Raw genomic sequence first — 23,124 nt, forward strand, 5'->3', positions numbered from 1 at the left:
AAGGGGAAGATTATAAATACATTAAAAAAATTCTGGGTTATTTTTTGTGTCTTACCCTGCTTATTACTTGCAAGGATAAAAACGGGCACGAGGGACATGGCACTGAAAACGAGGATTATTACACCTGCCCCATGCACTCTTCGGTAACTTCAGACAGACCAGGGGTTTGCCCGGTATGCGGGATGGACCTGGTAAAGAAAAGCAATGGGTCAGGCATTGCTGATGAAGCAGGCAATCATGAAAATATGCTTCATATAAACGAATACCAACAGCGGCTGGCAAATATTAAAACAGATACGGCGCGCATAAAAACAATGGCTTTGTATAATACGGTTACCGGAACGGTTGTGCCTGATGAAACTGAAATAAATACTATTTCGGCCAGAGCCGCTGGCAGGATTGAGAAATTATTTATCCGTAATCCCGGTGAGAAAATTGAAAAAGGTGTGCCGCTCATACAGTTATACAGCGAACAGCTATTGGCAGATGAAAACGATTATTTAAATACGCTTAAAAACAGGGAGAAATTTGGTACGCAGGAAAAACGAATAAATGAATTTATTGAGGCAGCAAGGCAGAAACTAGTGTTATGGGGCCTTACTGATACGCAAATACTTACACTAGAAAAAAGTAATGAGGTATCCCCTTTTATTACATTTTACAGCCCTGTGAGTGGCTATATTACTCAACTAAAGGTTCGCGAAGGGCAATATGTGAATGAAGGGGATATACTGGCAGAAGTTTCGGGCCTGGAAACAGTATGGGTAGAAGCTCAATTTTACCAGGACGAATATTTATTGGTAAAAAATTCACCACAAATATCTGTAGCATTTGAAGCATTTCCGAATGAGGAATACACTGGCGAAATAGTATTCTATAATCCTTCGATACAACAAAACAGTAAAATAAACCTTGTACATATCCGTATTAATAACCCAAAAGAAAAATTAAAACCGGAGATGATGGGATATGTACAGGTAAAACAAAGCGAAGTAAAAACACTTACCGTTCCTAAATCAGCCATTTTATCTGAAAAAATGAGGACCATATGGGTACAGATACAGCCCGGTATGTTTGAGCTCCGTATGGTGCAAACCGGAATTGAAAACAAACATGAAGTGGAAATTACAGAAGGTATAAAAGAGGGAGAAATTATAGTGGTTTCGGGCGTATACCTCTTAAACAGCGAATTTATTTTAAAGAAAGGGAATGCCATTAAACACCAGCATTAATTATGGAACATAATCACGATACCCACAACCAGCCTGCACATCAGGCCCATAGCCAAAGTTCGGGGCATAACCCATCCCACGGTCATCAGGGACACGACCATCATTTAATGATGATTAATGATTTTAAAAAGCGATTCTGGGTTTCGCTGCTTATCACAGTTCCTGTGCTGGTGCTTTCTGAAATGATACAACTGTTTTTTGGATTTCATTTTTCATTCCTGGGAGATAAGTATGTATTGTTTGCAGGCTCTTCGGTTGTGTTTTTTTATGGAGGCTGGCCCTTTCTGAAGGGGCTTCGCGATGAAGTTGCCGAAAAAAATCCGGGTATGATGACGCTGATAGGTATGGCTATTACGGTAGCTTACCTGTATAGCGCAGCAATAGTTTTTGGATTGAAAGGAATGGATTTTTTCTGGGAACTCGCTACGCTTATTGATATTATGCTGCTTGGCCACTGGATTGAAATGAAATCCATACTGGGTGCATCCCGCTCACTTGAGCTGCTTGTGAGCCTGATGCCTTCTGTGGTTCATAAAGTTCATGACGAACATATCATGGATATAAAATTAGAAGAATTAACTATTGGTGATGTAGTACTTATTAAACCGGGAGAAAAAGTTCCGGCAGATGGAATAATTACAGATGGAGAAAGCTACCTGAATGAATCCATGCTTACCGGGGAATCAAAACCTGTTAAAAAAACAAAAGAGCAGAAAGTTATCGGAGGTTCTGTTAATGGCAATGGCTCTTTAAAAGTGAAAATCCTGCATACCGGGCAGGATAGCTACCTGAATAAAGTAATAGCAATGGTGCGGGAAGCCCAGAATGCAAAATCAAAAATGCAGAACCTGAGTAACCGTGCAGCCCGGTGGTTAACCTATATTGCCCTTGCTGCGGGTTTCATCACCCTGTTTGTATGGCTTGCCGCAGGAAAAGAATTTGCATTTGCACTTGAGCGTATGGTTACGGTAATGGTTATTTCGTGCCCTCATGCGCTGGGGCTTGCAGTTCCTTTGGTAGTAGCCATCTCAACTGCTATTTCTGCTCAAAAAGGGTTACTTATTCGCAACCGCACCGCATTTGAATATTCAAGAAAAATTACCACGATTGTTTTTGATAAAACAGGTACCCTCACAGAAGGCAGATTTGGTGTAACGCGGTATGAAAGCCTTACAGACAAATTTAACAGGGAGGTAATTCTTGGCATTGCATCAGCGCTTGAGCGGGAGTCAGAACATCCGATAGCAGCAGGTATAGTAGATAAAGCAAAACAGCTGGACTTAAAAATTCCAGATATTTCTAATTTTACTGCAATAACCGGTAAAGGTGTGAAAGCAGAAGTGGAAGGAAATGAAGTGCAGGTTGTTAGCCCCGGATACCTAAAAGAAAACAATATTTCAATTCCGGATGGGGCATATCCCAATGCCGCTGAAACAGTTGTGTTTGTAATAATAAATAAGGTATTAGCAGGGTTTATTGCCCTTGCCGATGAAATCCGGCCTGAATCTTTTGAAGCCATAAAAAAATTTAAGGATAACGGTATTAAAACCATAATGGCCACCGGGGATAACAAAACGGTGGCGGCGGCAGTAAGCAGGCAACTAAATCTTGATGGCTATTATGCTGAAGTCCTTCCCCATCAAAAGGTCGAAATTCTAAAAGAACTGCAATCAAAAGGAGAATATGTTGCCATGACGGGTGATGGCGTGAACGATGCTCCGGCGCTTGCACAGGCAGATGTGGGTATAGCGGTGGGCAGCGGCACTGATGTAGCTGCTGAAACCGCTGATATTATATTGGTAAATAGCAACCCGAATGACATACTAAATCTCATTCTGTTTGGAAAGGCCACCTACAAAAAAATGGTGCAAAATCTTTTATGGGCAACCGCCTACAATGCAGTTTCAATACCACTTGCTGCCGGGGTTTTGTATTCTTACGGAATAATGCTGAGTCCGGCAATCGGTGCTGTATTAATGAGCCTGAGCACTGTAATAGTGGCCATAAATGCACAATTGCTGAAAAGGCAGGTGAAATAACCGCTATATATTTGATTGTCCTGGGTGTGGATATTGGCTAAGGAGCACTTAAACCACACAACTTGCTTAGAAAAATCTGCAAATAGTTCGATAATGAAATGCTCCCCGCTACTAAATTTTAAACCCCTTTTCTTAACCGAGAAGGGTTTTTTCTTTTAGGTGCATTATTCAGTGTAATGTATTAAACGGCTGCTACTACTTGTGACTATTAACCACAACAAAAAAGGGCTGAAACAATCAATGTTTCAGCCCTTTTTTAATGTCGGTTGGCGGGTTACATTTTTATCACCCTGAACACAATCGGTAGGCCGTCCTTTGCCTCGATGGAGATAAAATAAACGCCATTACTTTGGTTACTTAAATCAATAGCTGAACTGGAGGTAAGCGTGGTTTGATACACCTGTTGTCCCATTAGATTAGTTACCCGAATTGACCTGATTTGGTCGTCATTATTTTCAAACCGGATATTAAATGTGCCGTTGCTTGGGTTTGGATACACCAAAATACCCGAAGCAAGGTTGTACTCACTTATACCATTTGGTTTAAGGGTTAAATCTAAGGTTACAACACTATCGCACCCTGTTGCATTAACTAAAGTATCGATGTAAACTTTTGAAGTAAACAAAGTATCATAATTCCATACATAAAAATTATTGCTTACCGTTAAGCTAATCGAGCTGTCATTGGTACAATCAAAGTTTTGAATAGTGGTTGTGTCGCCCGCATAAAATTCACTGAATTTTGTTACCGGTACTACTGCCTTCCAATTTTTATCGGCACTTATCCATTTTGCGGTAATCGGACTGTGGATAATAGGCTCTCTTCCTCCGTTGGGCAGTTCGTGCATTTGCAGCACCGCCATTTGCATAGTTCCCGCTACGGTATCGTTTGAGATGGATGAGCCTGTACTTTGTTTATACAGCTCAATATCATCAAACGTATAGTAGAAGGTAACTTCCACTTTCAGGGTATCAATATTATCGGCATTAATTTGGGTGGCTCTTCTGATTAATTTATCGTTGGCAATAACACTAACCACAGGGTAAACGGTTTGCGAAATCTTAGTATAGCCCGGTGAGGTTCCCCCCAAGCTGTCGGCAATGTCAATAAGTTTCTCGCAGTTGTTGGCGTCATAGTATTTAATGGTTAACCCATCTTTTTGTTCCCCTTCAGAAGCACCTGAACCGGCTGCATTTTTTAGTCCGGTAGGATTAGTTACTCCAAAAGTAAACAGGGTTGAATCCGTTCCATAGGGAGTAGTTATTTTCACTTGGTAGGTTTGCGGCGCAGTTGCTTTTACAGGAGTACCTTCAATTTGTCCGGTGGTAGAATTGTACCATAACCCTTCCGGCAACTTGGGCGTAATTTGATAGCTCGCTCCAAACACCCTCAGAATCCTGTTTTGTCCTCTGTCTGCCACCCAAAACTGATAAGCACTGCCAAAAGGAGTTGTTATAATTCCTACAGGGGTTACCGGTTTTATAGTAGATGTAAGTGAGGTATCAATATAATTTGTTGGGGAGCCATCTGAGTTAAGATAACTCTGGCCCGTACCAATCACGCCCGTAGTTGATGAACTAACTGTAAAGAAACTGAACAAGGTATCAGCGCTGATGAAATCTAAAGCCATTCCTGCGGTAGCGGCAGAATCCACCAGATACTCGTTTTTATAATCCGGCGTGATTCCTGAAGGAGGATACAAGATTCTTGAGTGTAACGTGCTATTTGTTGGGTTTGCCAAAAGTGCCCGTTTATTTCCATAAAAATTATCTATGCTCATTGAAGTAGCCGGCGGTTCAGGGTAGGAGGGATATAAGTTAGAATTAGAGAACAGATCGTTATCAAAAGTATTTATACCGGTAATCAAATTTCCTGAACTTCGCTGCGCATCAATTAAAAATAGGTTTTCGGGATACGAAGTAGGGTCTACAGGTGTAGTAAAAACAAGTTGATTGGCAGTGGTACTTTGCCATAATACAGATTGGGTATTTAGCAGTGTTCCGGTGCTATCGCATTTATAAATTTTACCATCCCCGTTAAAAAGGTAAACATTACTATTATCATCTGCCGCAAAAGCCTTAATACCTGAAATGTTTAGATTGGGGTAGCATGAAGTAAGTTTACCATCAAAACCATAACGTGCAATGGCGTCATTATCATTTAATACAAAAACTGCATTAGAGTTTTTAGTAATTGCTTTGGGGTTATTTACCTGTATACTGTTATCTACATGAACCGTAAACACGGGATTTGAACCACTGATATTGGGTGTTACATTAAGATTGCTTCCCAAACAAACACTTGTAGGAAAATTACTCATGTCAACAGTGGGTGGGTCAGGAGGGGCGCAAATTTCTCCAATATACTGGGGTTCTGTTTGATTAATTTTGTTACCTAAGCCCAATTGCCCATTTTTGTTATAGCCACAAGCCCATATACTGCTGTTATTCTTCACAAACAAAGAATAGATAGATCCGGCAAAAATAGAAGTAATACCGGTTAGGTTTTTTACCTGTACCGGAATAAATTGGCTTACATTGTTTCCTATTCCCAATTCTCCATATATATTATTTCCACAAGCCCAAACTGTGCCGTCATTTTTCAAAAACAAGCAATGTTTATCTCTAGTAGAAATAGCTTTTACTCCATTTAAATTGGGTACTTGGGTTGGAGAAATAACTAACCCTGCTTTACCAATCCCGGCTTGTCCACACGTATTCTCACCCCAGTACCAAACTGTACTGTCGTTTTTCAGAAATAATGTGGACCAATCCCCGGAAGATATTGCTATAACGCCGTTTAAACCGCTAAGAAGTTCAGGTGTGGGACGTTCAGTATCCTCGATATGATTTTTTCCGCAGGCCCAAACTGTGCCGTCATTTTTTATAAAAAAAGAACTGTGTACTCCTGCTACTATTGCTTTAACACCTGTAAGATTGGGTATTTGTGCGGGAACCTTTTGGTTAATATAGTTGCCAATTCCCAATTGCCCTGTATTATTTATTCCGCAAGCCCAAACTGTGCTGTCATTTTTCAAAAACAATGAATGATTTTCTCCGGCAGCAATAGCAATAATTCCGGTCAAACCATTTATCATAACCGGCTCATTGGGGGGGGTGAGATTGTCAATTCCCAGTTGTCCATAAAAAACACTACCACAACCCCATACTGTACCGTCATTTTTTAAATAAAGATTAAAAAATTGACCGCATTCAATTGCAGTAATATCGGTAAAATTTGGAACCGGCTCCGGCAATATTTTTCTTAAATGGTTACCGATACCCAATTGACCGGCCGAATTATCACCAAACGCCTTTAGGGTTCCGTCGGGACATAAAGCAAGGGAATGATGGTGGCCACCGCTCACTTGCTGCCCGAAAACAAAACTGCACGAGACCAGTGCTATAATTGAAAAAAGTGTTTTTAGCATAGAATAATTTATTTGAAAAAATTGGCACAAATTAAAGCGAATGTCTTCCATAATGCAATACTCCAAAAAGACATTTTAAATGTAAAAAAACCTGTATTTAGCTTATTTTCACAGAAAAAAAATTGGAAACCAACTTCTCCCATATCATTTCAGGCTGGTTAAAAAAATTTCAGCGTTTTAAGGTGACCTATAAGAAAGGCAGCTATCACCTAGCTAATTTGTTCCACTCTCCTGAGACTATGATAGATAGTTTTGACCAGATGCCTTTTTGCAAGCATGATAGAGAAAAAAAACGCTTAACTACTAACACTATCTTTTTACGAGCCGGTATGTATTATTCCAACCCCGAAGAAGGATTTTGGATAATAGTATCCGAATTACATTTTAAAAAAAATGTGTTAATGCGAAATCTGTACGATAAAGAACTACCGTTGGAGTATCACTTCCTCAATATTCACTTCAAATCAACTAAGGTGGTAAGTAAATCATTGGTAAACGGTATGGTTATGAAGGACAAAACTTGGTCTATGTTCAAAGCCGGGCACTCCCTAACAGAGTATCACTTCAAAAACTCAGAAGAGCGGAATGTCACACTTTTCTTTACTGACCAGTGGCTTCGCAAGCAAAAAGAAGCTAACCCGGTTTTTGATAATCCTAAGCTGGCCTCTTTCTTTAGCTCTGCTAATACCTATATGGTATTGGACGAAACGGAATCGGTCTATGAGCAGTTATGGGAACAAATGATAGAGTTGGCAATAGACAGCGTAAACACCAATCAAGAGTCAATTAAACAAACTGCTTATACTGTATTCCGTAATTTTATAGGGAAAATGGATGCTGAAATCATTTCAGATAACCATTACGAACTGAATGACACGGATCGGAAAAACATTCAACGGGCTGAACAATTTTTAAATGATAAATTGTTCGGTGATTTTCCGGGTATAGAAAAAGTCGCACGCAAAGTGGGAATCTCGCCCACCAAGCTAAAGAATGATTTTAAGAGTATGCACAGCACAACACTTTATCAATACTTTAGCTCCAGGCAAATGAAGGCTGCACACGAACTTCTTTTGCAAAAAAAATACTCTGTTAAAGAGGTATCCACTTTTTTGGGGTACGAGAATGCAAGTAAGTTTTCTGCCAAATTTCAAAAAGAACTGGGTAAACTGCCTTCGCAGGTGTAATTCTACTTAGGTTGTGTAAGCAATAATTCACTTGATAATAAAGGAAAAGTAAGCACATTATTTTTCTATAACACAAGCACAAACATTTAGAGTCTGCTTTTTTGAGCTTTATGTAATTCGGCTCATTAGTTTGCTGGCCCCCGACTGTACTATTACATAGCAATAGAAGACCTTTTTTTGAATTGGTATTACAATAAAAATGCCTGCTTGTTTAAGCAGGCATTTTACCTTGTTTTTTTACTGAAGCTAAATTCTATTTGGCAAGAATATCAATCACTACAGTACGGTTGTATGATCGTTCTTCAGGATACTTGTTTTCAAACAGTGCTTTGCTTTCGTCTTCACCGTATCCCTGCACCTCAAACGTAACATCGGTTCGCCCTGCCTTTGCCAGGCTTTTCTCAATTATATCCTTCACTTCGTTTGCACGAGCAAGAGATAATTTTTTATTATATTCATTATCGCCAATAATATCAGAGTATCCTTGTATTATAACTCTCCCTCCCTTTGTTATTTTTGGGGTTACTATTTCAGTAAGGTATTTTTCATAAAGGGTGATAGCTTTTGCATCATTAAACTCAAAAATCACACTGTAGCGCATACCCTCCTCATTTTTAGGAGGGGTCCAAAGCACTATATGCACAGTGGTGTCTTTAGTCAGCGTTTTTCCGCTTTCAGTTTTGCCTATCAGGACTATCTTATAATCACCTTCGGCACGTGTGCCTAATATTGACTTACCCGGTAGGTTTACTTTTTGCTGAGTGTATGGGCCAAAATTCTGAACTTTTCCTTTTTCGTCCGTTACTTCAAGCGACCACGATTTATATGGCTCGTTATTGCCAGCAACATCAAAAGAAACATAGCTGCTAACCGGCGCATCGGTAAGTGGTAGTATTTCTACAGGTTTCAAAGGTGCATCGGGTCCACTCTGAAACTCCATAAGCATCTCAGGAGAAGAGCTTTCTATAGAAACACGACGGTCTCCTTCTTCAAGCAATTCAAGCTCTTGTGTTGCTCCCGGCTGTGTTGAAGGGATTTTTGGCTTGTCACGTCCTTCAGTAGTAATTCTTGATGGATTAATATCGAAAATATCAACAAGGTATTTCTTCACTGCCTCTGCCATATCTTTACCATCCTGTTGCCCAAGTTCAGATGAGCCGACCAGTGCAATAGTTGATGAAGGGTTTTTCTGCATACGGTTGCCTACAATATTCAGCACATTGTAATATACAATCATCTGCCTTTCTGAGCGACCTGAAGGTCTTTTCGGTATGAATACCTCAAGTTGGTCTTCATTAAAATCCTTTACTTCTTTCTTTTTTAGCAAAACATAGCGGTCTGAGATTTCGGTAGAACCTTTATCAAAGTATACATAGTTGCGCAACGGGAATGTTTCTCTTACCCTGCGTTCAAGGGGCGCATTTTTGGGCGAGTTTACTGTAAGCCTTGCGGTTTGTGCAATAACCGGAGATGGTGTTGTTGCCTGTACCGGATTTATCTTGCGCCCGCAACCTATTTTAAATGCAATGCCTGCCCTAATTGTCTCAACATTCCAGGTTTCTATAGAGCGTGGTGCCTGCCCAAATGATGGCTGGAAAGAAACAAACGGAGCCAGCACGTACTGGGTCTTTTGGTTTTGTGAGTTCAATGGTATATCATATCCCGCGCCAATCTGCATAGAAAGCAGCATTGAGTTCACATCGCTCAAATCACCCTTCATGTCGGGGTTTTCTGCCTGACCGGGATAGTTTGGATTAGTGCCTTGCTTGTAGGTGAATGATTTTGCTAAGTTGAAAGCCAGTCTTGGACCGCCAAAAATGTAAAAGTGTTTTTTAAACGGTGCAAAGCGCAGGCTTGGTTCAACAGTTATATAGCTAAGTTTAGAGGTTAAATCAGCAGGGCAGTTGCACGGCGTTGTTATCTGTTTAAACTTTCCATAGCGGCTGTCATAACCTATTTGAAACATTCCGCCAAAGTTTGAGTTTGCAGGAGTGTATTCTATCAACGGTGCCACGAATAAACCAGCTCCGTTGCCGTTGCCAAAAGCCTTTGGTACGGTTAAATCGGCATTCAGTTTTTGGGTATTTCCACTGTAAAAATTAAAATTAACACCGGCTGCTGCTCCAAACCACCACGATGGTTTGGTATACTTGGCAATCTCTTGCCCCCTCAGCGGGGTTTGAATCAACATCACCATCAGCAATCCTAATGTAAGGGCTTTCAGAATATATGAAGGGTACATTAGTATTGACTGTTTATTATAGTTTGTAATCATAGTTTTAATAATTAAGGCTTATTGATAATATTCGTGTTAGTAAGCACTACCGAGCCGTTTTGAACAAGCATACGACCATTGGCCGTTGCGCCGGAGTTCATGGCTATTGAAGTTAAGGCAAGTATAGTGCCTTGAAATACTGTAAAATCTCCAATAGTAGCAGAACTGCCCGTTTGCCAAAATATATTTTTTGCTTGCGCGCCGCCAGTCAGTATAACATTACCTCCTGCGCCTCCAACTGTAGTAAATCCTGATGCCACTTGGAAAATCCATGTTGCATTAGGATCGCCTTGTGCGTCAAGAGTCAAATCGCCTGATTGTATTAAAAGCGTAGAGGTTGACTTGTAAATGCCCGGGGCAAGCGTTGTCCCGCCTATATCTCCTGATACTATTGCCGGGGCGGGCGTGGTTGCTCCTTCAGCAAAAAGATAAGCATCGGTTAGGTCTTGTTTAGCTTGTGTAAGTGTTGCAGCTATACCCGGTGGGTTGGCATCGTCAGAAGCATATATAGCTCCGTTTACAACAATTCCGGGGGGAAATCCTGTAACGGATGAACGAATACCCGGACTAATGCCTACATCCATGTCGTTAATTATGCTAAACCCTGCATTATTACTTACACCTACACCAGCCATAATACCAAACGGCTCTACCGATTTAAGATTAACAACTCCCGGGCCGGCCGGATTTTGAGTAGTAAAGCTCCATACATAGTCGTTTGCCAATGGCGTGCCTGTTGTGTTTTTAGCTCCGGTGGTAATAGTTGCCGTATAGGTACTGCCCGAAGAAAGATTAGATGTTGGATTGAATGTCGCAGTTGAGCCTGAGTAAGACACCAAACCGGCAATGTTTGTAGTGCCTTGTTTTAATGTAAACGTAGTTGAATTGATAGTTAACGCATCCATGGCCATATTAAATGTGGCTGAGATAGTTTTGTTAACCGTAACCCCTGTGGCGTTGTTGGCAGGGTCAGTAGAGTTTACGATAGGAGCAACAACATTACCCGTTGTAAATGTCCATTCGTATTCATTGGCAAGCGGTGTGCCCGAAGGATTCTTTGTCCCTGTGGTTATTGTGGCTGTATAAGTTCCTCCAAGTGCAAGGTTTACCGATGGTGTAAAAGATGCCGTTGTGCCATTGTACGTAACGGTTCCGGTAATAGGGTTAGCGCCTTGTTTTAGCATGAAAGTTGCATTATTTACAGTGGCAGCATCCATAGGCATACTGAAGTTAGCCTGGATTACTTTGTTAATAAATACTCCGGTGGCGTTATCTGCCGGGTCGGTAGAGGTAACGGTTGGTGCCACGGTTGTTCCTGTAGTAAACGTCCAAACATGATTGGCTGCCATTGCTGTACCCGCTTTGTTTTTTGCGCTGTTAGTAATAGTAGCTGTATAAACGGTATTTGCAGCAAGCTGACTAATTGGTTTAAATGATGCAGTTACGCCGTTATAAGAAACAGAACCCGCTATTGCTGTCGCTCCATTTCTAACAATAAAGGTGGTATCATCAATGGTTGATGAATCCATTGGCATATTAAAAGTTGCAGTAATTGTTTTGTTTAGTGGCACTCCCACAGCATTGTTAGCCGGGTCTGTTGCGATAACCATTGGCATTAAACTATCGCCGGTGCTGAATGACCAAACATAGTCGGCTTGCAAGGCACTACCCATCAAATCTCTTACTGATGCAGATATTTTTGCAGTATAAGTAGTGTTTGGAGCAAGTTTTACATTAGGGGCAAAACTTGCAGTAGCATTGGTTTCATCATACGATATTGTACCTGAAATTTGTGATGAGCCACTTATTGTAAATGAGGAAGAATTGATAGATTCTGACTTCATTGCTTCATTAAATGAGGCAGTTATTATTTGCGTATTGGGTACATTGGTTGCCAAATCAGTAGGGTTGGTAGATGTTACCAATGGGCAAACCCCTGTAATTTCTGTGAACTTATCTTTTTTACATCCGCCAGCCAGTATAAGGAAGGCTGCAATTGAAATAGTCCATATTTTGTTTATTTGCATATTTTGTTTTCTACCGGTAAAAGAGTTTTTAGCGGTATACAAAGGTTAATCTGTAGATTTTAGCAATTGTTACATAACAAAATCCATAAGTTACATAATTCACTCATTTTGTGTCGATTATTGCAAAAATAGGACGATGAGCCCGTAACTTTTTTAATCCGGTTTGCAGTGGCAGGGTTATCAGTGTATATGGATGAGTGTAATAAAGCGTTCTATTTTCTCTAAAAATCCCAATAATAGGTTCGATAATCTGCTTGTTCAGGCTGAAAAACCCTTAAACCCCTTGCATAGCAGGTTTTTTTTCAGATTTTAGAACATAAGCACATTTGTAGCACAACAGTTTTGTATATAACCGCTACTTTTCATTTTTGAGAATATTTCATAATCTATGATTCATCCGAAACTATAGTTTAAAGCATTGCCAAATTGGTTGGGCATGAAGCCTAAAGCAAGTTTGCTATCGTTTTCACAAAGCAAATAGTGATAGACGTATAACACAAAATGTCTTATCGGGCTTTCTTCTAAAACTCTAATGTTTTAATCTTGTATGTTAACAGAGCATTAACTTTAATGCATATTAACAAACCTAAGAGTTGATTTAAGATTATGAAACACATTTTACTTACGCTAACTTTACTAATGTATTGTGGCCTCAGTGCACAGAACTATTCAGGCGGATCGGGTACTTTAAACGACCCTTTCAAAATAGCCACCAAATACGACTTAAAATATTTAAGCGAAAACTCCAGCGAATGGAGCAAGCACTTTATTCAAACAGCTAATATATTGTTTGACTCCTCTGACTTTGAAACCAACGGCGACTTCTACAACAACGGAAAGGGTTTTATTCCCATTGCTCTTGGAAGCACTTTTACCGGAAGCTACGATGGCAATGGTAATATAGTTGACGGGTTAAAAATTTATATATTAACGGACAACAAGATAGGATTGTTTAGTTGGGGTCAAAAAGCAACCATAAAAAACTTAGGAGTAACCCATTGTTTAATTTACGGCAGGTCTGATGTTGCTGGCTTATTGGGTGCGGGCAAGGATACAACAGTTATTTCAGATTGCTATGTAACCGGAAAAATTGTGTCAGTCGAAAATAATGCCGGCGGCTTGGTAGGCACACAATTACGCGGCTCTGTAACCAATTCATTTTCATCCGCTGATATAGTATGTGCGGAATATAATAGTGGCGGTTTATTGGGACAATTTTTCGGTTCAGCAAACAGTGGTACACTTAAAAACTGTTATGCCACAGGCAATGTAGCAGGTAACAACCAAGCAGGAGGGTTAATTGGTGCTGCTGATCTTTTAAAGATAGAAAACTGTTATGCCACCGGTAAAGTTACAGGAAGCTCAACCTTAGGGGGCTTTGTTGGTTATATGGTAAATACTATGACGGTAACTAACAGTTTTTGGGATGTGCAATCATCTACTCAAAATGTCAGTGTAGGAAGCGGAGCTAGCTTTCCCAGCGAGGAAGCAACCCCCAAAACCACTACAGAACTGCAAACTCTTAGTACTTTTATCAACGCAGGTTGGGACTTTTCGGGAGAAAGCACAAACGGAACGGATGATGTTTGGCAGCTTATTACTTCTGGTTGTTTAAGCGGATTGGGATACCCTACTCTTAATTATATCGACAATAGCGCACCCGTTATAAATAATACCTCTGGTGCTACTGCTTGTGCAAACAGGAAAACCACCCTAACCGCTACCAGTAATGCAAAACTATTAGACTGGTACACAACACAAACAGGCAATGTAATTGCGGGAAGAGGAGCCAATTTTTTAACTCCGCCAATCAGCAGCAATACAAGTTTCTGGGTACAAGCTACTAATGGTAATTGTTCTACTGCAAGGGTTGAAGTTGTGGCTACTGCCATTCAGCCTACCACAAGCACTATATCACCCGCTGTTTGCGGCAGCTATACTTCTCCCAGCGGCAAAGTATGGACGGTATCTAACACCTATACCGATACGATACCCAATTCTATTAATTGTGACTCTGTAATTACTATTAACCTTACAGTAAACCAAGCTACTACAAGCAGTATATCACCCACAGCTTGTGGCAGCTATACTTCTCCCAGCGGTAAAGTTTGGACAGTATCTAACACTTATACCGATACGATACCCAATACCAATAGTTGTGATTCTATAATAACTATAAACCTAACCATTAGCACCGTAAACAATGCAGTAACCGTAGTATCAAACGCCACTTTACGTGCCGATGCAGCTGGAGCAAAATACCAATGGATAGACTGTAATAATGGCAACCAACCCATAGCAGGAGACACAAACCAGAATTTTGCAGCAACCGCCAATGGTAATTACGCAGTTATTGTAACAGAAAATGGCTGTACCGATACTTCAGCTTGTGTAGCGATTACCAGCGTGGGAATAAATGAGTTCATATTTAAGGATATGATAAGCATATATCCTAACCCAAGTAGGGGTGATGTAAACATTAGTTTAGGTGAGATAACCAATGCTACCGTAGAAGTATATAATGCTTATGGTCAATTAGTATTTAAAGAAAGTAAAATAGATGAACCTAATTTTGGGTTTAAGCTTAATGCAGCGGCAGGCATATATCTAGTTAGGGTAAGGGCAGAAGGAAACGAAGCCTGTTTCCATTTGGTTAAAGAGTAGTGTTTTAATCAGCCGTTCTTTTTTACAATAAAGTAAACAGCTAATAATAATTTTTTATAAAACCCCGCTCTTATTGAGTGGGGTTTTATGTTTTACAGGTATTATCTTAAGAGTCGGTCAACCCTTACTAAACAAGATTTTTAGCGTTTTTCGGGTGCGACTCTTGCTCAGACTGTTTATAATAAATAGATGACAATTATGTAAATTTTACTTTTTATTTAAAAGAGATAGATCTGACCTGCTGATTATTTTGTCCCATATTTTAATGCCTTTATCATCAAAAATTGTAATCAGCATTTTTCTTTCGGTGGGCTCCCCAATAAAATCTATAGTGGCAAATGAATGGCCCATTAAAAGTGTTCCGTCAACTCTCAATGGATTCTTCATGGGCTCCGCCTTGCTTGTTGATGTCAACGACGATGAGGTAAGTTCATACAGTGGGTAATCGCCCGGTCTATCAAGTTTAGTCATTTCGGTATAATGTATATCACCTGAAAGAAAAATAACTCCTTCTATTTTTTCATCTTTTATGCGTTGCAATAAAGCGGCTCTTTCTTCAGGATAATTTGAATAAAGGTCTTTAGCGGGTGAAGGGTTTAGCACCTGTGTGCCTACCATTACAAGCTTAAAATTGGCATCACTCATTTTTAAAGCGCCAATTAGCCAGTCAATTTGTTCCTTGCCCAACATCCCCGGATTTTCAAAAGTTGATCCTAAAGGGGTGCGAAAATACCGATCATCAAGCAAAAAAAACTGGGCATCGCCCCACACAAAAGTACCGGTAGCCCCTTTTCCTAAAGCGCTGGCCACCCCATAGTTGGGGTTAGACCAAAAATACCTAAACGCCTCTTCTGTGGTTTCTTTGTTCCAAAATGTTCCGTCAGCGTTATTAGGTCCATAATCGTGGTCGTCAATACCGGCATAGTGGTGTACAGACCCGAAAAGCTTTTGCAATTCTGGTGTTGAGCGGTAAAATGTATATAATTCATCAATACCTGATTTTGAGTTCCACTCACGCGCACTCAAATAAAGATTATCGCCCATCCAAAGCATAAAGTCTGGGTGCTTTGTGTAAATAGAGTCGAATATTTCAATACTTCCGTAAGTTTTCTTAGGACTTTGTGAGCCTTCATAGTTTCGGTTAAAGCAGCTCCCTAAAACCATTCTGAAGTTTGGGGCTTGTGTTTCTGCCTCATTTGTCCAGTAAGGCGTTGATTGAAACTCAAGAAGATAGTCTCTTTTTACCGGCACATTATTAATATACAATTCGTAATTATATCTATTCCCGGGTTTCAACCCTGTAATCGTTATTTTTGTTGAGTATGCTTTGTTTTTATCAGTAATAAAATCTTCGCTGAATTTTTTTTCGACACTCCCTTTCTTCCAATAACTTATTTTCACTGTATCAGTTTTTTTGGTTTGCACCCATAGTTGCACTTCACGCATTTCTGCATAGCCTACCATGGGGCCTGACACCAGTTGCTCTGCTTGTGCAGAAAGCAGTTTGGGAATAATTAAAAGCAACACACTTGCTATTGATAAAAATACGTTGTTATGTTTCATGTCTTGTTATTTAATGTTGATTACCGCTTCCATCGGTGGGGTAGGCTCCTAAATCAATATTTGGAGGTGTTATTACCGCTCCGGTTTGCGGTGCAACCATTTTCATAGGAATATTTTGAATGTTTGTTTTTCCTTTACCTATTGCCGGCGATGAGGACTGGAGATGTAAGTCGAGTCCTTTTTGCACCCTTGGGTTGTTATCGGTGATTTTGGCTACATCAAGCCCTTTAAATTTAGGGTCGTTGGCTCCGGGAGTGGTTGAGTATATATCGCCCATTTGAGGTGTAGCAATAAAGTTGGTATAAGTAGGGAAGAAATTATCAACTATATCTTTTGTAGTACCGTAGTATAAGTTATGACCGTGCTTTAAGTTTGCTGTATCTGCTACTGATGCGCCGCCTAATATGCGCATACCTATTTTGTTTTGTATGATAAGGTTATTGAAAGCATTGCCCGCCACTAGTTTTTCGAATGAAATGCCACCGCCTTTAGTAAAATCAGGGTTTAGAAAACCGCAGTTGATAATGGTATTGTTATAAACATTAACAATGGATTGACTGGGCGCACCCGAGAGTGACTGACTTTTGATGCCTGAATTAAATCCGCCTATCACAACGTTGTAAGCAATATCTCCACGTGCGCCAAATTTTATGCTAATGGGTAACCCCTTTGTAGCGCCCACATTTTCTATAGTGTTACGCATAATTGCCATTTTGGCATTGCGTACATATATGCCATCGTCTTGCGTGTGAGAAACCCATGAGTCTTCTACTACCAAATTAGTGAAACTACTAAGGCAAATAATGGCTTGATGTGAAGATGATATCGATGCTGATTCAGTTTGATAATCTCCCCAAGGGGCACCTGTATATTCAATGTGCGTCCACCGTAAAATAACATTTTCAGCACTGTCGCACGTTAAACCTCCCCAAGCCCCTCCGTTAGGAAAATTTAGTTTATTACTGTCAGTTATTGTAAACCAGTTGGGTTTATCTTTGGTGCCTTCAGAAATTAGGGTTCCCCTTACAAATAAACTGGGACTGCTGTTGGGTTTTCCATCTCCCAAAAAATACAAGGTCACATTGTTGGGTATATACAGAGTGTCGCCTTCGTTAATAAATATGTCATTAATTACATAGTATATAGTGCCCGATTTCATCGAGCCTTTTATAGCTCCTGAAATTGTATCGATGGGTTGTGTGGTGTCTATATTTCCTCCGCTAATCTTTTTTGCCGGTGAGATATATACTTCTTCTCGTTTTGAACATCCCAGCGCAAAGAAAATCAGGAATAAAACAATATGAATTGTGCTTATTTTCTGCTTCATTAGTTTGTTTTGAATTTATATTTTACGCCAAGCATATACGTTTGCCCGTATTTGTCCTGCTGAACTATATAGCTGTTACTGCCAAGTTTCTGGAGCGGAAACTCGCCTTGTGCATAGGGGTAGGGTGAGTTAATTTCTACCGTAACGGGAGTGTTTAAAATGTTTTGTATCTTAATATAGCCCTCAAAATATTTACTTATTTTTTTCTCAACTGAGAATGAAAGCTGTGAGGTGGCTCTTTGCCAATAATCCAATCCTTCAAATTGTGATACCTGTATTATTCGCCTTCCCGTATAAACAAAGGCCAACTGAACGTTTAAACCTTGTTTTGGTTTTTTGTAAAATAACGAAACATTGGCAATGTGCTTAGACTGACCTTGTAGTGGACGCTTGCTGTTAACTGTCAATTGTTCAATTTGCCCGTTGGTTGGGTTTACAGCATTTTTAATTAACTGCACCGATGTTTGCGAAAGGGTGAATGTATAATTGGTTGAGATACCCCAATGCTTTATATACTTTACCCCAACATATTCAAATCCCATATTTTGGGCATTTCCATAATTGTTGGGTTGTATTTGGCTTCCGTTTACTCCATATTCTATAGGATTTTTAATGTCTTTATAAAAAATGCCCAGATTAAGCTGATTCAAACCTCCGGGAAACCACTCATATTTCAAGTCGTAGTTAAGGGCAGTAGTATGCTTTAGGTACGGGTTTCCTACCTCACCGAAGTTATCACTGGCGGGTATGTTATAGGGTACTATTTCGAAATAACTGGGACGAGAAATAGCTTTGTATACTGAAAACCTAAGGTTTTTCTTTTCTGTTGCGCTATAAGTAAAGTGCAGACTTGGCAATAGGTCTTGGTACTTTATCCAACCTGATTTTCCTGCTGCAAGTTCAGAAGCATTTGTATTAAAGGATTGGTAGGTATGCTCGGTTCTTGTACCTCCTATAACTTTTAATTTTCCTACATTTATTTTAGCCTGCCAATACGCCGATGTTATATTTTCAATGGCGGTATAGTTTGATGCGTTAAAAACATTTCCCGTTGGGTTACTTACCTGCCATTGTGCTGAATATACATCTGTATATTGTGGAAATTGTGGCGGGTTTCCCGTTAAAACCGGCGACAGAATATAAGTATTGAAATAATTATCCCTTATTTTATGCCTGTGTAACCCACCTACAGATACTTCTACTTTTTTATCAAAAAAGTTAGGTACATAAATCAGGTTAAGATAACCACTATAATCTTTGTCTGTATTTTTTTGCCAAATTCGTTCAAAAGGTTGCAACACAGCCGGACTTACTGCCGGTTTGCCTGTTGTACTATCAATGGTAACAGTGCTAAATGTTTTCAATTCGGCCCAGTCGGGCAAATTTGTACCCGCTTGTGAAAATACCGCAGACCAATTGGCAGCGAACGTTTTACTAAAGTTGTGCTTACCTTGTAGGGTAATATTGTAGATGTATTGTTTTTTATCCCTCGAGCGGTACAGGCTGGTTACTTTGCCTGTGCCCGGCCCTGTGCGGGTAGAAGTTAGGGAAGTGTCGTATGATATTCTCGAATCAATATTAATCAAACTCATATAGGCTGTATACAGCTCTATACTGTGTTTGCTGTTGAAACGATAATCAATCTTTGTATGTGCTGTAGAGCGTATAACGTTTGAGTATAGTCTTCTGGCTATTACATCCTGAAAGAGTGGGGTATTGTTAACACTGGTAGTTGTAGTAAAGAAAACGTTTTGAGCTCCCCTTGTGGTGTTTTGGTATGATGCAGCCACCAAAATACCTAGTTTCTTATTAAAAAACCGGTTTCCTGCCGAAAAACTTACCAAAGCATAGGGCAAAGCTGTGGTGGGTTTAAAATCAAGATTAGAGCGGGTAAAATCGTTGCCAGTTGCGAAATAACTGTTGCCATAAATCTCTCGCGGCGATTTTTTGTTTATTGCCCCTCTATCAAATCTCTCATATTTATTATCAAAATAAAACTGGCTGTAACCACTGCCTAGGTTCATGTTTATCATAAACTTATTAGGGGCATTTTTCATTATCATGTTTATACTCCCCCCTATGGCATCGCCCTCCATATTAGGAGTAAGCGAGTTGTTCACCTCAATTCTTTCTACCAATTCTGCAGGGAAAATATCAAGCGGCACGTACCTGTTTTTATTCTCAGGGCTGGGTATTTTTATTCCGTTAATTAATGTGTAGTTATACCTTTTATCCATGCCGCGTATAATGGCATGACGACCATCGCCATCACTACTTTGCTCTATAGAAATGCCTGGCATGCGTTGCATAACATTGGCCACTGTTATGTCCGGAGATATTTCTATTGTTCGAGCAGATATTACATTGATAATATTGTCGGCATTTTTCTGAGTTTTTGTAGCGTATACATCGCTCTCTTTACTATGCTCTGCGGTAACTATTACATCTTGTACTTCAGTTACAAGCGCTTTTAATGCAAACGAATGGATTATGGTTGTTGAATCGTTGAGTATTTGAAAAATAAATTCCTCAGACTTGTGATAACTTACATATTGTGTTTGCGCTGTGTATTTTCCTACTGGCAGGCCGGTAATTTTAAAATTGCCATCAAAATCGGTAGCAACAAAGTATTTTGTGTTTTCTAAATATACTACTGCGCCTATTAAGGGTTCACTTGTTTGTTCATCAAACACTTTACCCTTAAACTCTCCGCCATAAAGCATAGCGGAGAGTTGGGTAAAGAAGAATATCAACACAAAAAACTTTTTCATTGGTGTTTATAACTCTGCCGTTATTTCCTAATAATTAGTTTGTGGGTGTAAAAATTACCGTTGTTATCGTTTACAGTTATAAAGTATAAACCGGTTTGCAGGGTATTTTGCGGTTGTATGCTTAGGGTGGTTGCAAATGGGTGGTTTTGGGTGTACACCCCATTACCTAAAATATCCTTAATTTCAACGGTTACAGAGCCGCTAATTACGGTGCTTTCAATGTTTATAATAATGTCTTCGCCACGGTTAGGGTTGGGATAAATGCTTATCATTCCTTTTGCAGGTTGTGCTATGCCTGTAGGGGCATTATAATTAAGATAAATAGTGCTATCATCAGCAGACACATTAAATTGTTTTGTAAATGATGGTGTGAAACCTGCTGTATTAATATTGAACTTATCGGCACTAAATCCTTTTATGCTATTAGCTTTGGCAATAGGCCATGCGTAAGTTTGGTTATCGGCAAATCCACTTACCGTGGTACCGGTTACCAAAATATTTAGTTTAGAAGTGCTATTTAGGTTTGATAAATCTATTGTACCTGTAGCTGATATCGAATCCCAATCTGAGGCTGCATTAGCAATATCCCACTTATAATATGAGCCTCCGTTAATAAGTATTTCTCCAAATGTTATGTTTGCAGTGCTGTTAGCATCTTCACCGGGGCTAAGGATTCCGTTTAAGGTAAGGCTACCTGTACCGCGGCCTGAGCCTCCTATAGTAGCATTACTACCTACCAATACTGTTGGCGAGGTAAGTGAGTCGTTAAAATAAAGGGCGCCGCCCATTACAGTGGTAGGGTAATCAATGGCTATGGCTTGGTATATTGTCAGCGAGCCTGTGTTGGCGGCATCTAACGTTAACGACATGTTGCCCGATGGTGAGTTGGCTCCTCTAAGGTAACCGTTTGAGCTGGCTGGTGAAATACGGCCTATTTTGCCATAAAATTTAGTGTTTTTGTTTCCGCTGATAGTAAGATTTGATGTGGCTGTGACTGAAGCGGCATTAGTGATGCCGTTTACCTGCTCGGCAACAATAGTGCTGTCTGATGAGATAGAACTTACTTTTACATTAAAACCATTTAGGTCTATTGCTCCCGATTGTGAGCCGGTGCCATTGCCAAAAACCACATCGGTAGTTGCAGGGATGGCATTGTTATCTCCTAATTGAAAACAACTGTTTTTGGTAGAACCGGCTATAATGGTTTTGCCTGTATAGCTGTTGGCAGGGTTTGAGAATATTGTGAGTCCGGCACCGCCGTATGTACCATTTCCCGTTCCATTTACCAAACTCGATATAATAACATCACCATTGCCCGATATAATGCCGTTATAGGTTAGTTTTCCGCCACCACCGCCTGAACCTGCACCTACAGCCAATACAAATGGCGACGACATATTATTGGGGTTAAGCACTATATTGTTCTCAATAATAGAACTGTTGGTGGCTGGGTCTGGACCGTTGGTTATTACCGATCCATTTTTTAAAACAGTTATAGTACCGGCTGTAGTTGAAGCACCGGTGGCTTTTTGATTAACATCAGCAAGGGTTAATCGTGCACCGCTATCTAAAGTAATGCCTTTTGAAAAATCGTTACTTCCGTACAACGATATGTATGATGTGCTATTATCACCATTAAAAGTAAGATTGTTTTCTGCTTTGATTACTGAACGAATGGTTTGTCCGCCCTTTATGTTTATATAAGGTGCGCTACCGTTTAGTGTAAGGGTATCGCCCGTAATAATATAACCTGAAACTTTAAAATCTATTCCTTTGGCTGCTATGGGTTCTGTAAGAGTTATAGTGCCGGCTGTGCCTTCAAGTATAGCAATTGAGGCAGTATCCCACGTTTTGTTATAAGTACCGCCGCTAATACCCGCCCAGCTCTGGGCTGAGAAATTCCAGTTACCTGTTCCGCTCCAATATTTTTTGGGGTAATAGTAGGTTTGGCCTTCAACGGTAATGTTTTCATATCGAACAGTGCCTGTTGTACCACTATTGGGAGTTCCCTGCTTTATCCTAAAGATAACGTTACTGTTATTGTTTACCTGTGGATTGCTTAAGCTAACGGTGCTTACATGCCATTGCTGGTAGTAAACACTGTCATACAAAGTTGAAAGCCCTGTAGTTTGCCAGCTGCTACCGCCATTTATACTGTAATCAAAATGAACTGTTTTTGATGATTTTGTAGCGCTTGAACCTTGAGTAACAAACTTTATTACTATATCCTGAAATCCTGATGTGGGTACATATAATAATAGCTGCATACTATCGCTGGGGTTACGTACCCGCAAGCCATTGCCCGCCCCGGCACCCATTCTGGCATTAGAAGTATCGCCACTGCCACTGTTATTATCCCAATAGGTTAGGTAATTGGTTGATGTACCGGGCACTTTTGAGTAATACAACAAAGCATTGTTAGTATCTAGCAAAGAAAAGTCGGCTTTGATGGGGGCTATGCTGTCAGGATTTACTCCCCCTAAAAGTCTTGAATCAAAGTTGTTGAAGCTCCAATAATGGATAAGTTGGGTTTGTGCACTAATAATTTTTACAGTACTAATTAAAAGTAGTAGTAAGAGGAGTTGTTTTTTCATGATTCGTTTAGCTTT

11 protein-coding genes are annotated in these 23,124 nt (G+C 40.0%); 4 read left to right on the top strand and 7 right to left on the bottom strand.

The features are described from left to right. Together F9K23_14080 and F9K23_14085 are read left to right on the top strand one after the other, a co-directional pair. Positions 1-1,232, top strand: a 1,232-nt coding sequence (locus F9K23_14080) for an efflux RND transporter periplasmic adaptor subunit (GenBank protein ID KAB2914330.1), incomplete at its 5' end; no start/stop codon positions are given. 2 nt (positions 1,233-1,234) lie between these two features. After that, positions 1,235-3,271 carry a copper-translocating P-type ATPase gene (locus F9K23_14085; GenBank protein ID KAB2914331.1) on the top strand — a complete coding sequence of 679 codons (2,037 nt, stop codon included), beginning with the start codon at positions 1,235-1,237 and terminating at the stop codon, positions 3,269-3,271. A 274-nt stretch (positions 3,272-3,545) separates the two neighbouring features. Here F9K23_14085 and F9K23_14090 read toward each other — a convergent pair whose 3' ends face one another. Beyond that, a complete protein-coding gene (locus tag F9K23_14090; GenBank protein KAB2914332.1) occupies positions 3,546-6,752 on the bottom strand; it encodes a T9SS type A sorting domain-containing protein in 3,207 nt (1,068 codons plus the stop codon). Between the two features lie 71 nt (positions 6,753-6,823). Between F9K23_14090 and F9K23_14095 the strand changes: the two genes are divergently transcribed. Further along, on the top strand, positions 6,824-7,888 hold the full coding sequence (locus F9K23_14095) for a helix-turn-helix transcriptional regulator (GenBank protein KAB2914333.1): 1,065 nt from the start codon (positions 6,824-6,826) through the stop codon (positions 7,886-7,888). Between the two features lie 253 nt (positions 7,889-8,141). On the opposite strand, the gene F9K23_14100 is transcribed toward F9K23_14095, so the two are convergent. After that, positions 8,142-10,163, bottom strand: a complete 2,022-nt coding sequence (locus tag F9K23_14100) for an outer membrane beta-barrel protein (GenBank protein KAB2914334.1) — start codon at positions 10,161-10,163, stop codon at positions 8,142-8,144. Between the two features lie 11 nt (positions 10,164-10,174). Next, positions 10,175-12,190, bottom strand: a complete 2,016-nt coding sequence (locus tag F9K23_14105; GenBank protein KAB2914335.1) for a DUF3494 domain-containing protein — start codon at positions 12,188-12,190, stop codon at positions 10,175-10,177. A gap of 606 nt (positions 12,191-12,796) precedes the next feature. On the opposite strand from F9K23_14105, the gene F9K23_14110 reads away from it, so the two are divergent. After that, on the top strand, positions 12,797-14,854 hold the full coding sequence (locus tag F9K23_14110) for a T9SS type A sorting domain-containing protein (protein KAB2914336.1): 2,058 nt from the start codon (positions 12,797-12,799) through the stop codon (positions 14,852-14,854). A gap of 207 nt (positions 14,855-15,061) precedes the next feature. Here the strand turns inward: F9K23_14110 and F9K23_14115 are convergent, their stop codons facing one another. Genes F9K23_14115 through F9K23_14130 form a run of 4 tightly spaced genes read right to left on the bottom strand, consistent with a single transcriptional unit; the run spans position 15,062 to position 23,109 of the window. Then, positions 15,062-16,417, bottom strand: coding sequence for an alkaline phosphatase family protein (locus F9K23_14115; protein KAB2914337.1), 1,356 nt, complete (start codon positions 16,415-16,417; stop codon positions 15,062-15,064). Positions 16,418-16,427: 10 nt separating this feature from the next. Further along, positions 16,428-17,744, bottom strand: coding sequence for a right-handed parallel beta-helix repeat-containing protein (locus F9K23_14120; protein KAB2914338.1), 1,317 nt, complete (start codon positions 17,742-17,744; stop codon positions 16,428-16,430). Next, complete coding sequence (locus tag F9K23_14125) at positions 17,744-20,515, bottom strand: TonB-dependent receptor (protein KAB2914339.1); 2,772 nt, start codon at positions 20,513-20,515, stop codon at positions 17,744-17,746. Before F9K23_14125 ends, F9K23_14120 begins: the two co-directional genes overlap by 1 nt. Before the next feature lie 20 nt (positions 20,516-20,535). Further along, positions 20,536-23,109, bottom strand: a complete 2,574-nt coding sequence (locus F9K23_14130) for a T9SS type A sorting domain-containing protein (GenBank protein ID KAB2914340.1) — start codon at positions 23,107-23,109, stop codon at positions 20,536-20,538. Between the last annotated feature and the right edge of the window lie 15 nt (positions 23,110-23,124).

The sequence above is a fragment of the Bacteroidota bacterium genome, assembly GCA_008933805.1.
GTDB lineage: Bacteria > Bacteroidota > Bacteroidia > UBA8524 > UBA8524 > SB11.

Coding starts and splice junctions, on each gene's coding strand:
- F9K23_14085 (KAB2914331.1), top strand. CDS start 1,235: ATGGAACATAATCACGATACCCACAACCAGCCTGCACATCAGGCCCAT.
- F9K23_14090 (KAB2914332.1), bottom strand. CDS start 6,752: ATGGAAGACATTCGCTTTAATTTGTGCCAATTTTTTCAAATAAATTAT.
- F9K23_14100 (KAB2914334.1), bottom strand. CDS start 10,163: ATGATTACAAACTATAATAAACAGTCAATACTAATGTACCCTTCATAT.
- F9K23_14105 (KAB2914335.1), bottom strand. CDS start 12,190: ATGCAAATAAACAAAATATGGACTATTTCAATTGCAGCCTTCCTTATA.
- F9K23_14110 (KAB2914336.1), top strand. CDS start 12,797: ATGAAACACATTTTACTTACGCTAACTTTACTAATGTATTGTGGCCTC.
- F9K23_14115 (KAB2914337.1), bottom strand. CDS start 16,417: ATGAAACATAACAACGTATTTTTATCAATAGCAAGTGTGTTGCTTTTA.
- F9K23_14120 (KAB2914338.1), bottom strand. CDS start 17,744: ATGAAGCAGAAAATAAGCACAATTCATATTGTTTTATTCCTGATTTTC.
- F9K23_14125 (KAB2914339.1), bottom strand. CDS start 20,515: ATGAAAAAGTTTTTTGTGTTGATATTCTTCTTTACCCAACTCTCCGCT.
- F9K23_14130 (KAB2914340.1), bottom strand. CDS start 23,109: ATGAAAAAACAACTCCTCTTACTACTACTTTTAATTAGTACTGTAAAA.